Raw genomic sequence first — 14,439 nt, 5'->3', positions numbered from 1 at the left:
AGCGCGACCGCGATCACTGTCAGGCGGAGGAGAGTTCGACGACCGCCTTCACCACGGTGGCCGCCGACCCGACGATCGCGAGCGCGGCCACCATCGTGCGGGCGCGGCCCGGGGTGACGACCCGGGCGAGAAGGTGCCCGACCAGGACGCCGATGACGAGCGCGCACCCGGAGACGAGCCAGACGGCGGGCGCCAGGTCCGGCCAGCCCTTCGCCGCGATCGACCCGGTGTTCAGCAGCACCGAGTACAGCTGGACCGTGGCGACGTAGGACCCGTGCGCCCACCCGGTGGACAGGGCGTAGAGGGAGATCGCCGGGCCGCCGACGGCGGCGGTCACGTTCATGAAGCCGGACGCGGCCCCCGCGGTGATCGCGCCGCCGGTCCCGCGCAGCACCCGGGCGCGCTCGCTGGCCAGGACCGCGAGGAGCGCGACCAGTACGAGCCCGCCCGCGGTGAGCGCCAGCAGCGGCGCCGGGAGCGTGTGGGCCACCCAGGCCCCGGGCACGACGGCGACCAGCGCCGGCCCGGCCAGCAGGAGCGCCTTGCGCACCTCCACCGCCCGCCAGGTCTGCGCCAGCACGACGAGGTTGGTGCCCAGGCTGAGTGCGTTGGCCAGCAGGATGCCGGTGAACGGCCCGAGCAACAGCACCAGGAACGGGGCGCTGACCAGCGAGAAGCCCAGCCCGGTGACGCGCTGGGTGCCCGCCCCGACGAGGACGGTCGTGCCGAGGAGCGCCAGTCCGGGGACGGTCGGGTCGATCACGCCGGGCCGGTGCGTTCGGGCAGGTCCGAGAGGCCGTGCCGGACGACCCGCTCCGCGACCGCCTGGGTCCCCACGGAGTCGGCGGTCGCGCCGCGCAGCGCGACGTGCGTGGTCGTCCCGTCGAACCCCAGCAGGGAGCGCGTCCCGTCCGTGTCCCCCACGACATGCAGCGTCCACGCAGCGTCGCGCAGGTCGTCGGTGTTGCGGATGTGCTGGCCCACGGTCACGCGGGGCAGCATCGCACCCGTTCGCGCCAGCAGCGGCATCCGTTCCAGCGGCACCTCGACCTCGGCGAACGCCGGCCCGGTGAACGACTCGCCGGTGAGCAGGTCCGTCCAGCGACCGTCGGGCACGAAGAACCGGCGCTCCACCGGTGCGAGACCGTCGTCGAAGACCGGCACGACGAGCAGGTCGGACCCGAGCAGGAACTGGTCGTCCAGGCCGGGCGCCACCGGGTCGTCGGGGTACTCCAGCGCCAGCGGGCGCAGCACCGGCCGGCCGTGGTGGGCGGACTCCGCCGCCACCTGCCAGAGGTGGGGGAGCAGGGAGTAGCGCAGCCGGACCCACTCCCGCGCGATGCCCAGGGCGCGCTCGCCGAACGCCCACGGCTCCCGCGGGCGCAGCCCGTGGGCCCGCATCAGCGGGGAGAGCGCACCGAGCTGCGTCCAGCGCACGTACAGGCCGGGCGTGAGCTCGGGACCGAAGAACCCGCCGATGTCGTGGCTCCAGAAGCCGGGGGCGGACATGGCGTAGGAAAGGCCGCCGCGCACGGTGGCCTGCATCCCGGCCACCGTCGACTCCGCGTCGCCGCCCCACTGGCCCGGGTAGCGCTGCGAGCCCGCCCAGCCGCTGCGGCCCCAGACGAGCGGGGCGCGCCCGGTTCGCGCGCCGATCACCTCGCTGACCGCGCCGTTGTAGCGCAGGGGGTAGAGGTTGTGGGCGTGCGCGGCGGGGGTGCCGTCGGCGAGGGCGACGTCGTCGGGGAGCCCCTCCCCGAAGTCGGTCTTGAACACGGCCACCCCGTCGTCGAGGAACGGCTCGTGCATCCGCTGCCACCAGTCACGGGCCCGCGGGTTCGAGAAGTCGACGAGCGCACGATGTCGTCCGTCCGGGGTCGGGGTGCCGCGCACGTGGGCGGTGGCGCCGTCCGGGCGCCGCACCAGGTACCCGGCCTCCTCCGCCTCGGCGTAGCGCGGTGATGCCGGGTCGAGGTAGGGCAGCTCCCACACCGAGAGGCGGCAGCCGAGATCGCCCAACGCCGCGACGAGCTCGCGCCGGTCGCCGAACCGGTCGGTGTTCCAGACGAAGTCGGTGTTGAGCCGGTCGACGACGAGCCAGTCCGGATCCAGGTGCAGCACGTCGCAGGGCACGCCGTGCTCACGCATCCCGCGGGCGACGCCCTCCAGCTCCTCCCGGGAGTGGTACCGGCAGCGCCCCATCCAGTACCCGAACGCCCACAGCGGCGGCAGCGGGGCCCGGCCGGTCAGCGCGGTGTGGTCGGCGAGGCGGACCTTCGGGTCCGGCGCCACCGTCACGTACAGGTCGAGGGCCTCGTCGGCCACGGTCAGCCCGAGCACGCTGGGCCGGGTGTGGCCGACGTCCGCCGTCACCGTCGCGCCGGTGTTGAGGAAGCCGGTGTAGCCGAGGCCCCCGGCGCGCGAACCGGAGTGCCACACCGGCACCGGCTTGTACGCCATCCCGGTGCCGGTGCCCAGCGCGTCCTCGACGCGCAGCCGCAGCCGCTGCCCGTTCTTGACCAGCCGCCCGAACTGCTCCCCGAAGCCGAGCACGTCCTCGTCGGTGGAGAGCTCCAGGTGCAGGGTGGTGCCGCGATCGTCGACGAGTACCGGGGGCGCCATCGGGAAGCCGGCCACCTGCCGCAGCCGCTCGGCGGTGCGCAGCACCGTCCGACCGGTGGCCGGGTCCTGCACCTGCAGCGTGAACGGGCTGCGGGTGATCCGGACCCGGATCCCCGGTCCGCAGACCGTCACCGCCTCCTCGTCCTGCGCGACGTGCAGGGCGGCGGGCTCCGGGTGCGGGTCGGTGACGATGCCGAGCCACGTCGGGTCCTCGCCGTGGACCTGCGCGTCCGGACGCCCGACGACGATCCGCGCGGTGCGCGGCCCGGCCAGGGCGACCGACACCTCGAACGGCTCGTCCTCGACCGGGGGAAGGGCGAGATCCGGGGGGAGGTTGGGCATCGTCACCTCGATGCCCTGGTGGCGGGCCGGCTCGCCGGTCAACCAGCCCGGCGTGCCGGGCAGCTGCACCGCGGGCAGGGCCGTGACCCCGATCCGGACCTCCTCGCCGCGCTCGCGGACGTCGGTGACGTGGCGGAGGATGCGGGCGCTCATCCCTTCACCGCCCCCGACGTCATGCCGGCCACGAAGTAGCGCTGCAGCAGCACGTAGGCCAGCACGACCGGCAGCGAGGCGATCACCACCCCGGTGAACAGCAGCGGGTAGTCGGTGAGGAACTCCCCCTGGAACTCCAGCAGCGCCAACGGCAGCGTCTTCAGGTCGGGGGAGCGGATGAACAGCAGCGGGTACAGCAGATCGTTCCACTGGATGACGAACAGGAAGATGGCGGTGGCCGCTACCGACGGCAGTGACATCGGCATGATCACCGACCGGTAGGTGCGCCACGGTCCGGCGCCGTCCACCGCACTGGCCTCGTAGGCCTCGCGCGGCAGCGTCTTCATGAAGCCTCCGAGGATGAAGACCGCGACCGGCAGGCCCACCACCACGTTGATCGCCACCAGACCGACCCGGCTGTCGAGCAGGCCGAGCTGGTCGAACAGCACGTACTGCGGGATCATGTTCGCCTGCGCGGGCACCGACATCCCGAGCACCAGGAACCCGAAGATCAGCCAGCCCTTCCATCCCGGCGTGCGGGCGATCCCGTAGGCGGCGAGGCTCGCGACGAGCAGCGTCAGCGCCACGGACGCGCACGTCACCAGCACGCTGTTGAGGAAGGCCTGGTCCAGGTTCTGCTCGCGCAGCACGATGTCGTAGTTCTCCAGCGACATCGACGACGGCAGCCCGAAGGGCGACTCGAACAGCTCGGGCGTGGTCTTGAACGTCCCGAAGACGACCACCGTCAACGGCACGACGATGAGGACGGCGTAGACCGCGAGGACGATCCAGCGTGTCGGGTTCACGCGCATGGCAGGCCCCTCAGACGTCTTTCTGCGTGAGCTTGAGGACGCGGCGCTGGGCAACGACGATCGCCGCGATGACCGCCATGAAGACCAGCGACTCGGCCGCTGCGTATCCGAACTCGGAGTTCGCGAACGACGTGTAGATCCGCGTGGAGAGGATGTCCATCGAGAGCTTCGGCGGGTTGCCGCCCAGCCCCAGGATGAGGTCGAACGCCTTGAACGACTGGATCGTCGTGTAGGCCACGACGATGGCCGTGGCCGGAGCGATCATCGGCCAGGTGATGTGGCGGAACTGCGCCCACTTGCTCGCGCCGTCCATCTCCGCCGCTTCGTAGAGCTCGGCCGGCACGGCCTGCAGGCCGGCCACGAAGATCACCATCATCTGTCCGGCGTGGAACCAGACCTGCGTGATCGCCACCCAGTAGATCGCGGTGGATGCCTCCCCGAGATAGGCCAGCTGCACGTCGATGCCCACGCCGTCGAGCACCCGGTTGCCCAGCCCGAAGTTCGGGTCGTAGATGAACTTCCAGATGAACGCCACCGACACCGACGACAGGATCGTCGGGAAGAAGAACAGCGCCCGCAGCAGTACCGAGCCGCGCGAGTTCTTCACCAGCAGCACGGCCAGCAGCAGGGCGAACGCCGTCTGGAAGACGACCACGACGAGCATGAACTTGACGTTGTTGAGCAACGCGTTCACGAACAGGTCGTCAGCGGTGAGGATGCGCCGGAAGTTCTCGGTGCCCACGTTCTCGAACGTGGCGCTGAACCCGTCCCAGTCGGTCACCGCGTACTGCACCGCCTGCACGGTGGGGATCGCGAAGAAGACCACGTAGATGACGAGGGCGGGCAGCGGGAAGAGCAGGAGCGCCGGATGCGGCCGGGTGGCGCCGTGGGGCCGCCGGCTGCGCGGGGCCCGGGGCGGTGTCGCGGCCGGTCCGGACTCCACCTGGGTGGTCACGGAATTCCCTCCCTCGGTCCGTGGTGCTCGGACTAGCCGCCGACCCGCTGGTCGACGATGCGCTGGGCGTCCTCGGCGGCCTGCCGGGGATCGGTGCCCCCGACCACCTGGATGCACGAGCTCTCGACGGCGTTGCGGATGTCGAGGTCGTTGAACTGGAACCGCGGCGCCAGCAGGGTCTTGCGCTCCAGCCAGTCGGCCGTGGCCGCGAGGTCGGGGTTGTCGTAGGTGACACCGGTGACGGTGAGGTGCTGGCCCGTGCCGTTGGCGTAGACGGCGGCGTTGACCGGGTCGGAGAGGAACTCGATGAACGCCAGGGCGGCCGGCCGCACGTCCGAAGCCGTGTTGACGCCGAGGATGAACGTGGCGTTGTGGATGCCCTCGTAGGCCGCCTCCTCCGCCGACGTGGTGATCGGCGACAGGAGCCCCACGGGGAACTGTGCGCCGAGCGCCCGGACGGCGGCGATGTGGAACGACCCGGTGGCGAGCAGGGCGGCCTGCCCGGTCGCGAACAGCTGCTGCGCCGGTTCCACCGCGGTGCCGGTGGCATTGGGCTGGACGTAGGGGCGCAGCTGGGCGTACTGCTCCAACGTCTTCAGGAACCAGTCGTCGGTGCACTTGTACTCGCCGCTCTCGAGCTTCGTGCACATGTCCGGCGACGGCGCGTTGTTCATGACCATCGAGTTGAACAGGTGCCCCGCGTTGCCGGTCTCCCCGCCCGGCCAGGCGATCGGCACGAGCCCGGCCGCGAGCACGGCCTCGCACATCGCGAGGAACCCGTCCCAGTCCGCGGGCGCTTCGCCGACCCCGGCCGCGGAGAGCACGTCGAGGTTCGACACCGGCATGTTGAAGACCATCTGGTAGGGCAGCCCGTACTGGACGCCGTCGGCGGCACCGGGCTCGATCAGGGCCGGCGCGTAGCGGTCGACGACCGGGAGCCCGGACAGGTCGGAGAACATGCCTGCACCGACCATGTCGACGAACTGCGCGCCCCGGAAGGCGGTGAAAACGTCGCCGACGGATCCGCCGCGGATCCGTTGCAGCGCCGTGCTCTGGTAGTCGTTGGAGGGCGCGATGTCCTGGCTCACGCTCACCCCGGCGTGCGCCGCGGCGAACGTCGCGATCAGCGTTTCGAGCACCTGCTGGTCCTCGGCGCGCCAGTGCGCGAAGGAGATGTCGCCCTCGACCGGGCCGTCGGGGATGGGTCCGGCGTCGCCCTGCGAGCCACCGCCCGTGGAGCCCGGCCCGGCGCAGGCGGCCGTGGCCGCGAGGCCGCCGAGACCCAGGAGCCGCAGGAGCTGCCGGCGGTCCAAGGACTGGTCCAGTCGTCTGTTCGGTGTCATGTGTCGGTCTCCTTTGAACGACGGGTGGTCACCACTCGGTGATGGGGATCCCCAGGTGGTCGGCGGCGGCGCGCAGCTCCGGCCGCACGTCGGTCCAGGCGAGCACGGTGTGGTGCGGGAACCCGCCGGTGACCAACCCGTGCACGAAGGTCGTGGCGTCGGTGTCCAGCCGGACGTCGGCGGTGTTGCCCTGGAATCGGTTGACGGCCGGCAGGGACTCGCCCGCGGCGATGAGCAGGCGCAGCCCGCCCGAGGCGTTCTCGGTGAGTCGGGCCAGCACCACGCGTCCGGGGCGGAGCGCGAAGTCGCCGGCCACGCCGATCTTGCGGTTGCAGTGCACGGACTGGCGCGCCGCCGCGGGGTCGGCGGCGAGCTCGGTGGCCGCGGACCCGCAGTGCCACAACCGCACCAGGTTCTGCGCGGCATCGAGGTCGACGGTGTCGACGAGGTAGGTCGTGCCCGACCCGAGCGCCTCGAGCAGCAGCATCGTCACCGCGCCGTGGACGTCGCGCTCGCACTGGGTCGGCACGCCCTCGTCGGCGAGCCGCGACAGCGACGAGCACGGGCACACACCCAGCTCGGTGGGGAACTCCGGCCAGCACCGCACCGCGACGGCCGCGAGTGCGGCATCCGCGGACCAGTCCCGCAGGGCCGAGGTGACGGCGGCGTGCCGGTCGACCACGTCGTCGTCGAGCTCGCGCAGGCTCGGCCGCTGCGCGGTGGCCGCGGTGACCTCGTGCCGGCGCTGCGCCGGGCCGATCGCCCGCACGCGCTCGAAGACCTCCTCGACCGTCACGGGCTCGACGCTCAGGCCGAACAGCCGCTCCAGCACCACGGGGTCGAACTCGCTGGGCGTGAAGCCGGGCGGTGCATCGCCCACGGCGCCGATCACCTTGCCCCGAAGCGAGTCCAGCGCGGCGCGTGCACGGGCGGCGTCGCCGCGGCGCAGCTGCCGCTGTGGCAGCGTCGGCGCCGGGGGCAGCTCGCCCGCAAGGGCGGCCCTCAGGACCTCGGCCACCTCGGGCTCGTCCGGGTCGCCGTGGACGAGCCGGACCTGCCCACCGCCGCGCACCAGCGCGTGCCCGAACAGGTTGGCCCCGCACAACGAGTTGAGCCACAGGCGGTCGCCGACCGGGCCCGACTCGCGGAACGACCAGAGCAGGACGGGCCGGTCCAGCTCCTGGTAGAGATGCAGCGCAGGGTTCGCGTCGGAGAAGGACGCGCAGATGTTGATGACGAGATCGGCGCTCCCGTCGAGGTGGGCGGCGGCCTTCTCGACGTCCTGCGGGCTCATGACCAGCTGCTCGGGGCCGCTGACCTCGGCGCCCAGGTCGGTGAGCAGGGCGCGGGCAGCGTCCGCCCGCTGCTGCGCGACGTCGGTGACGAACGTCGGCCGCGCGGTGGGGATGACCACGACCTGTGGCACGGCGCTGCTCACTTCCCCACCGCGGCATCGACGATGTCGCCCAGCCGCTGCAGCCGCGCGGCCGCGGGGCCTTCCAGCTCGCGCTCGACGTCCGCGGCACCGATGCACGATGCCCACACGGCGCGGCCGGCGAGGAAGCCCGAGGCGCCCTCGGCGCAGGCGAGCTCCACGGCGGTGGGGAACACGTCCTGCGGCACGCCGGAGGACAGCACGACCCACGGCGAGTCGACGGTCGCGCTGATCCGCGCGCAGCGCTTACGGATCTCGTCCTCCTCGCCCTGCCCGCGCATCGGTACCTCGGCCTTGTACAGGTCCGCGCCGAGGCGGCCCAGCTCCCGCGCCGCGGCGAGCACGCCTGCGTCCCAGTCCCACTCTCCGCCGCCGAGCGGGGCGCGCGAGACGGGCTCGATGATGCTGATCAGGCCTGCGGCGCGGCAGGTGTCGACGAACTCCTCGACCATCGCGACGCGCGGCCGGGCCGGTGTGTCCGGGCGGTAGAGGACCAGCAGCTTCATCGCCACCGCGCCCTGCTGCTTCACCTGGTGCGGGTCGACGGCCCGGTCGATCGTCACCTCGCCGACGAGCTCCCCGTGAGCCGAGGTGAAGTCGTCGGCTGCCGCGATGAGCCCGCACCCGGGGGCGACGGCGGACTCGGCCACCACCCGGTCGAAGGCGAACTGCCGGTCGACGAGCACCGCCGACGCGTACGGGGTGAGGATGCGGGCGGCGGCGAGCTTGAACGCGGTTACCTGCTCGTCGGCGACGGGCTGGGCCTGGTGCTCGGCGAACATGTTGCGCAGCGCCTCGCGCTGGTCGATCGCGAGCATCGCGAATCCGCCGGACGGACGCGCGAGGGCGGACAGGTCCGGGGCGGGTGCGACACCGGATGAACTCACTCAGTCTCCTCGGATCGGGTCGACGCGGGGACCGTGGAGCGTCCGGCGATCGTGTCCGGCGTCAGGGCGCCGGTGCACAGGACCCTCGCTGCCATGGCCCCTCCGCACCTCGCGGTCTACATTGGCGGCTAGTAAACACGAGATGTTGGAAACTCAACACCCCGAGATGGTGGGCGGAAGGGCGGGCATGACGGAGTCGACGACGGCCGCGAGGGGCGGCCGCGCGCGCCGCGACGAGATCATGCGGAGGCTGCAGGCTGCCGGGTTCCTGTCGGTCACGTACCTGACAGCGGAGCTCGGGGTCTCCGACATGACCGTCCGGCGGGACCTGAAGCAGCTGGCCGAGGCGGGTGAGCTGCGGGTCGTGCACGGCGGCGCCAGCCTGCCCCACGGCACCCTGCGGACGGCGGACTTCTCCAGCCGGGCCCAGCACGAGCGGGAGGCCAAGCGCCGCATCGCGCGGCAGGCCACCGAGCTCGTTCGACCTGCAGCCACGATCGCCGTGGACGCGGGGACGACGGTCTTCGAGCTGGTCGCCGCCCTTCCCGACACCTTCCGCGGCTGCGTGATCACCCACTCCGTGCCGGTGCTGCAGCACATGCTGCACCTGCCGGCGGCCCGCGTGATCGGCCTGGGCGGGGAGTTGCTCGCCGACAGCCAGGCGCTGGTGGGTGCGCTCACCGTCCAGGCCCTCACCGGGCTGCGGGCGGAGGTCGTCTTCCTCGGCGTCGCCGCCGTGAACGAGCGGGGCCTCTACGTCGCCACCGACCTGGAGCGGCCCACGAAGCTGGCCCTCATGGAGGCCGCGGACCGCGTGGTGCTGCTGGCCGATCACTCGAAGTTCAGCGGGTCCGCCCCGGTGCGGCTCGCGCCGCTGGACGCGGTGGACGTGCTGGTGACCGACGCCGTGCTCCCGGCGCCCGCCGCCGAGGCAGCCGAGCGGGCCGGGGTCGCCGTCCGCATCGGCGAGCCGGCGCCGTGACGGGGCTGGGGTCGACGCGGGGGTCGGCGCAGGAATCGGGGCTGGAGCGCCGCCTGGCGCGGGCCTCCGCCCACGGGTTCCACGCTGCCGAGGTGCCCGCGCCCGCGTTCGTCGCCAAGCCGGGGAGCCACGACGACGGTCCGTCGCACGGCATGTTCCTGGGCGCGATCGGCGGGCCCGCGTTCTCCCGCGACCTGACGGGCCGGTTCTCCCGCTGGCACCTGCGGCCCGGTACCCACCTGGTCGCCGACCTCGACTGCGCGTTCCTCGTCGTGGCGTGGGAGGCCGACGGGACGCGGCGGCACGCGGTGCTGCGCCGCGAGGCGGTGGCGCGCCACGAGGTGAGCGTGCTCTTCCCGATCACGCACGAGCGGTTCTCCGGCCCGGACGTGCCGTTCGTCGTCACGCTCTCCGCGTTCTCGCCGGTGGTCCCCGGCCGGGAGGAGGACGCCGCGCTGCCCGTCGTCGTGTGCGACGTGCAGGTGCAGCCGGCCGCGGACGGGGCCTGCTGCCCGCCGGTCGACGTCGCGTTCTTCTGGCCCAACCTGAACGGCTGGACCCCCTCCCTGGTCACCGCCGACGATCGGGGGGACCGTGCCTGGCCCGGGCACCACCACGCCGGGAACGTCAACGACCTGCTCGACCCGCCGGTGCGAGGGGCGTTCGTGCGCCAGGGCCGCCGTGGCGTGGCGGGATCGGACGGGGCGATCTGCCTGAGCGTCGCGGCGGGGGCCGGGGCGCAGTTCTCGGCACAGGCGCAGTTCAAGACCGAGCAGAACGCCACCGGCGTGCCGGACGCCGAGCAGCCGTTCACGATCGCCGCGGTGCGTCACGCGTTCGCCACCACCGGACGACTGGGGACGACGCCGGACGGCAGCTGGGAGGCCCACTGGCACGAGCCGATCGGCTCCGCGGTGGCCGCGCACCTGCCCTCCGGCGGTGGGCGGGCGCGCTTCGTGCTGGCCTTCGACCAGCCCGAGGTGCGCTTCGGGCAGGGTCGGCGCTGGGCGCGTCGGCATGCGGCCCGCGAGGTCGGCACGGTGGTCGACCTCGCCGTGGACGCGCACGCCCGCGCCGACACCTGGCTGGCCGGGATCGACGACTGGCACGTGGGCACGCTCGACGGGCTGGCCGCCGCGGGCTGGTCCGCGCGCGTCGCCGGTTGCGTGGTGAACGAGCTCGGGCTGGTCACCGCGCTCGGCACGGCGTGGGTCGACGGGACCGCACCCGGTCATGAGCCGCCGGGCGACGCGGTGCTGACCGGTCGCGAGCACCTCGGCCTGCTGGAGGGCTTCGACGAGGGCTACTTCTACTACGACACCAGCGACCTGTGGCACTACGCCTTCCCGGCGGTGAGCCGGTCCTGGCCGCGGCTGGCGGAGCTGGTGTTCGACGATCTCACCGAAGCGCTCGCCGCCGAGGTGCCGACCCGCAGGCCGGTCTACCGCGTGGGCGAACCCCGGCCGCAGCTGCTGGCCGACAACCTGCCCCACGACCTCGGCAGCGCGCCGGAGGATCCCTTCGTGCGGCTCAACGGCTACGTCATGCGCGATGATCCGAACACCTGGCGTGACTCCACGCCGGCGTTCGTGCTGGCCCGGCTGCTGCACGCCCGGATGAGCGGTCTTCCACCGGACGACCGCTCCTGGGACCGGTTGCGCGCCGCGGCGGAGCTCACCGATCAGCAGGACGCCGAGGGGGCCGGGGTCCCCCGGCACGACGAGTTCGGCGACAGCACCTGGGACAACCTCGCCCTGCGCGGCTACTCCACGTACACGGCGGCGCTCTGCGCCGGGATGTGGGCCGTCCTCGCCCGGGAGACCCGCGCCCGCGGCGAGGCACCGGACCGCTACGAGCGCCGGCTCGCGGGGGCGCGCACCGTGCTCGACGGCTTGTGGACCGGCTCGTTCTTCCGCGCCGCCTCCGAGGGCAAGTACATGGAGGCGGTCATGCCCGACTCCGTGATGGGCGTGTTCTACGCGGACCTGTGCGGTGCCGGGCCCGTCGTTCCCCGTGAGCGCGTGGCTGCGCACCTGCGGGCCGCCTACGAGATCTGCCACCGCGGGTACGCCGACGGTCGGGTCGGGCCGCTGTTGATCGGAGAGCGGGAACTGCGCACCTACGCACGGGACGGCGGCGAGGAGCTGCAGGTCAACGAGGTGCTCATCGGTTCTGGGTGGTTGTTCGCGGCGATGTTGCGCCACTACGGCCTGGCCTCGGAGGCCGACGACGTGGCGGGCAGCCTGCGCGAGGTGCTCTACGGCGGCACCGGGCTGCAGTTCCGGACCCCGGCCGCGGTCGACGGGCACGGCCGGTTCCGCGCCCCGCTGAACCTGCGTCCCCTGGCCGCGTGGTGGCTGCCAGGAGTGACCGGGTAGCGCCGCTCGCGCGCCGTCGGCGCTACCGGCGCCGGAGCAGGATCGCGCCGCCCTGCCCGCCGCCCCCGCAGATCGCGGCGACGCCGTGCTCGGCGCCGCGGCGGCGCATCTCGTGGGCCAGGGTGAGCACGAGGCGGAAGCCGGACGCGCCCAGCGGGTGCCCGAGGGCGATCGCCCCGCCGTTGACGTTGACGCGGTCGTGGTCGATCTCGAGGTCCCGTTCCGTGGCGAGCACGACCGCGGCGAACGCCTCGTTGATCTCCCACAGGTCGATGTCGCCGGGGGCGAGCCCGTGGCGCTTGAGCAGGTCGCGCGCCGCGTTCGCCGGCTTGAGGTGCAGGGTCGGGTCCGGGCCCGCGACGGCGGCGTACCCGACGATCTCGGCCAGGGGCTCGACCCCGAGCGCCGCCGCGTGCGCGCTGGTGGTGACGATCCCCGCCGAGCCCGCGTCGGACATCTGCGACGAGTTGCCCGCCGTCAGCGTGCCGCCCTCGACGAAGGCGGGGCGCAGGCGGGCGAGCCGCTCGGCGGTGCTGTCGGGGCGGACGCCCTCGTCGGCGGCGAGCTCGGGGATGGCGACGATCTCCTCGGCCAGGCGTTCCCCGGCTGCGGCGGCCCGTTGATGGCTGGCGAGGGCGAGCGCGTCCTGGTCGGGGCGTGCGATGCGCAGGTCGGCCGTGGCCGCGTCGGACATCTCGCCCATGCCCTGCTCGCTGAGCGCGCACCAGAGCCCGTCGCGGACGAGCAGGTCGACCAGCGCGCCGTCGCCGGTGCGCGTGGCCTCCCGCACCTGCACGCCGTGCAGCGCCCGGCTCATCGACTCGAACCCGCCCACCAGCGCGGTGTCGGACTCACCGGTGCGGACCAGCGTGGCGGCCATGCCGGCCGCCGTCATGCTCGCAAGGCAGACGTTGTTGAGTGTGATGCCGGGAACGGTGGTCGGCACGCCGCCACGGGTGGCCGCGACGCGCGCGGGGTTCTGCCCGTTGCCGGCCTGCACGACGTTGCCCAGCAGGATCTGGTCTGGCACCGCACCGCCGGCCCGCTCGAGCGCGGCCCGCACGGCGGCGGCGCCGAGGTCGACGGCGTCGACGCCGCGCAGCGCGCCCCCGAACCGGCCGACGGGTGTGCGCGCCGCGCTGAGCAGGACGGGGGTGCGGGATGCCGGGTCTGCCACGGCCGCGACCCTTCCAGCCGGGCGCGGGCGCCGTCCAGCGGAGCGGCGGTGATCTGCGCCGTGCTCAGCGGCGCAGGGCCGCGGCACCGGCCGCGACCAGGACCAGCGGCACCGCCGCGGTGACGAGCCCGCCGAGCCCGGTCTCGGACACCGCGAACAGTCCCACCGCCGCGGCGAGGGCCCCGGCGAGCACGGCAGGCGTCGCCACCGTGCCGCGCGCCCGGGCGCCCGGCCGCTGCTCGACGCGGCGGAACAGCGCGACGAGCCCGACGCAGGCCAGGGAACACGCGACCAGCCAGCCCGCGAGCGCCGGGAACCACAGAACGGTGTCGGCGGCAGGCAGCCGCGCGTCGACCACCAGGAGCACGCCCTGCACCAGGTAGCAGGCGGTGAGGTGCCAGCAGAACAGCGTCATGATCACCGAGTTGCCGGACGCCACCGCGAACCACGCCCGCGGCCGGGCCACCAGCGCGCTGCCCGCCCGGCGCAGGAGCAGCGCGGTGCCGACCAGGAAGAGGCTCTGCGCCAGCAGCGCGAGGGTGGGCGGCGCCGAGTTCGACGCGTCGTTGCCGGGCAGCCCGACCATCAGCACCGGGTACGCCGAGGTGCCGAACACCAGCAGCACCGCGCCGGCCAGACCGCCGCACGCGAGCAGCCCCGCGAGCCGGTGGCCGCCACGCTGCAGCGTCCCGTCGGCGTAGCCGTAGCCCAGCTGGTGCACCGCCACCCAGACGAACAGCATGTTCGCGTAGCCGATCTGCGCCACACCCGTGCCCATCCGCAGCCCGTCGACGGTCGCGACGGCCAGCACGAGCGCCCCGAGCACCGGCCACAGCCCGAACCGCCGATGCAGCGCCATCGTGGTCGGCGCCGCCAGCACGATCACCAGGTAGACGCCGAGGAACCACAGCGGCACCGTGATCATCTGGAGGCCGGTGGCGAACGCGCCGGTGGTGAGCCCCGTGGCGTGCATCAGCACCGCCAGCGCCGTCCAGACCGCGAGCATGACCAGCGCGGGCGGCAGGAGCCGGGCCGACCGGGCCCGGACGAACTCGGCGGCGCGTGGCCCGCGGCGCAGCGCCCGGGCGTGTGCGAACCCGCCCACGAAGAAGAACAGCGCCATCACCTGCCACACCCAGGTCGACAGCATCAGCGGCAGCGACGTGGCCACCGGGCCCGCGCCGTGCATCGTGAGCAGCGCGACGACCCAGTGCCCGAGCACGACCATGCCGATCGAGAACAGCCGCAGCAGGTCGACGTAGCGGTCCCGGTCGAGCGGTGTGGCGGCGGCGAGCGCCGCCGCGTTCGGCGGGGCCGTGGGTGCGGTCGTCGTCATGCGGCCAGACTCGTGGG

General features: G+C 73.5%; 11 protein-coding genes. 2 read left to right on the top strand and 9 right to left on the bottom strand.

Annotated elements, in window-relative coordinates:
• Positions 1-19: 19 nt before the first annotated feature.
• Genes CFP66_RS32265 through CFP66_RS32235 form a run of 7 tightly spaced genes read right to left on the bottom strand, consistent with a single transcriptional unit; the run spans position 20 to position 8,549 of the window.
• Positions 20-763, bottom strand: coding sequence for a TSUP family transporter (locus tag CFP66_RS32265; RefSeq protein WP_198961798.1), 744 nt, complete (start codon positions 761-763; stop codon positions 20-22).
• On the bottom strand, positions 760-3,117 hold the full coding sequence (locus CFP66_RS32260; RefSeq protein ID WP_094929013.1) for a TIM-barrel domain-containing protein: 2,358 nt from the start codon (positions 3,115-3,117) through the stop codon (positions 760-762). Before CFP66_RS32260 ends, CFP66_RS32265 begins: the two co-directional genes overlap by 4 nt.
• Entirely contained in the window at positions 3,114-3,929 is an 816-nt protein-coding gene (locus CFP66_RS32255; RefSeq protein WP_094929012.1) for a carbohydrate ABC transporter permease, read from the bottom strand. Before CFP66_RS32255 ends, CFP66_RS32260 begins: the two co-directional genes overlap by 4 nt.
• 10 nt (positions 3,930-3,939) lie before the next feature.
• Positions 3,940-4,884, bottom strand: a complete 945-nt coding sequence (locus CFP66_RS32250; RefSeq protein WP_198961797.1) for a carbohydrate ABC transporter permease — start codon at positions 4,882-4,884, stop codon at positions 3,940-3,942.
• Positions 4,885-4,916: 32 nt separating this feature from the next.
• Positions 4,917-6,227, bottom strand: a complete 1,311-nt coding sequence (locus tag CFP66_RS32245) for an ABC transporter substrate-binding protein (RefSeq protein WP_094929011.1) — start codon at positions 6,225-6,227, stop codon at positions 4,917-4,919.
• Between the two features lie 28 nt (positions 6,228-6,255).
• A complete protein-coding gene (locus CFP66_RS32240; RefSeq protein WP_198961796.1) occupies positions 6,256-7,665 on the bottom strand; it encodes a hypothetical protein in 1,410 nt (469 codons plus the stop codon).
• A complete protein-coding gene (locus tag CFP66_RS32235) occupies positions 7,662-8,549 on the bottom strand; it encodes a hypothetical protein (protein WP_304528781.1) in 888 nt (295 codons plus the stop codon). The genes CFP66_RS32240 and CFP66_RS32235 overlap by 4 nt, the downstream gene beginning before the upstream one ends.
• 187 nt (positions 8,550-8,736) lie before the next feature.
• On the opposite strand from CFP66_RS32235, the gene CFP66_RS47425 reads away from it, so the two are divergent.
• Both CFP66_RS47425 and CFP66_RS32225 read left to right on the top strand, forming a co-directional pair.
• Positions 8,737-9,531 (top strand): DeoR/GlpR family DNA-binding transcription regulator, encoded by a 795-nt coding sequence (locus tag CFP66_RS47425; RefSeq protein ID WP_158228283.1) that lies wholly within the window; start codon positions 8,737-8,739, stop codon positions 9,529-9,531.
• Entirely contained in the window at positions 9,528-11,909 is a 2,382-nt protein-coding gene (locus CFP66_RS32225; protein ID WP_094929010.1) for a GH116 family glycosyl hydrolase, read from the top strand. Before CFP66_RS47425 ends, CFP66_RS32225 begins: the two co-directional genes overlap by 4 nt.
• A gap of 22 nt (positions 11,910-11,931) precedes the next feature.
• Here the strand turns inward: CFP66_RS32225 and CFP66_RS32220 are convergent, their stop codons facing one another.
• Both CFP66_RS32220 and CFP66_RS32215 read right to left on the bottom strand, forming a co-directional pair.
• A complete protein-coding gene (locus CFP66_RS32220) occupies positions 11,932-13,086 on the bottom strand; it encodes an acetyl-CoA C-acyltransferase (protein ID WP_233159900.1) in 1,155 nt (384 codons plus the stop codon).
• Between the two features lie 64 nt (positions 13,087-13,150).
• Positions 13,151-14,422 (bottom strand): acyltransferase, encoded by a 1,272-nt coding sequence (locus CFP66_RS32215; protein ID WP_094929009.1) that lies wholly within the window; start codon positions 14,420-14,422, stop codon positions 13,151-13,153.
• Between the last annotated feature and the right edge of the window lie 17 nt (positions 14,423-14,439).

This window comes from Pseudonocardia sp. MH-G8 (assembly GCF_002262885.1).
GTDB lineage: Bacteria > Actinomycetota > Actinomycetes > Mycobacteriales > Pseudonocardiaceae > Pseudonocardia.
Note: the sequence above shows the minus strand (reverse complement) of the source record. Positions and strands in the feature narration are given on the sequence as shown.

Bases quoted from the DNA above. Each gene is read 5' to 3' on its own strand.
- CFP66_RS32245 (WP_094929011.1), bottom strand. From the start codon at position 6,227: ATGACACCGAACAGACGACTGGACCAGTCCTTGGACCGCCGGCAGCTC.
- CFP66_RS32255 (WP_094929012.1), bottom strand. From the start codon at position 3,929: ATGCGCGTGAACCCGACACGCTGGATCGTCCTCGCGGTCTACGCCGTC.
- CFP66_RS32260 (WP_094929013.1), bottom strand. From the start codon at position 3,117: ATGAGCGCCCGCATCCTCCGCCACGTCACCGACGTCCGCGAGCGCGGC.
- CFP66_RS32215 (WP_094929009.1), bottom strand. From the start codon at position 14,422: ATGACGACGACCGCACCCACGGCCCCGCCGAACGCGGCGGCGCTCGCC.
- CFP66_RS47425 (WP_158228283.1), top strand. From the start codon at position 8,737: ATGACGGAGTCGACGACGGCCGCGAGGGGCGGCCGCGCGCGCCGCGAC.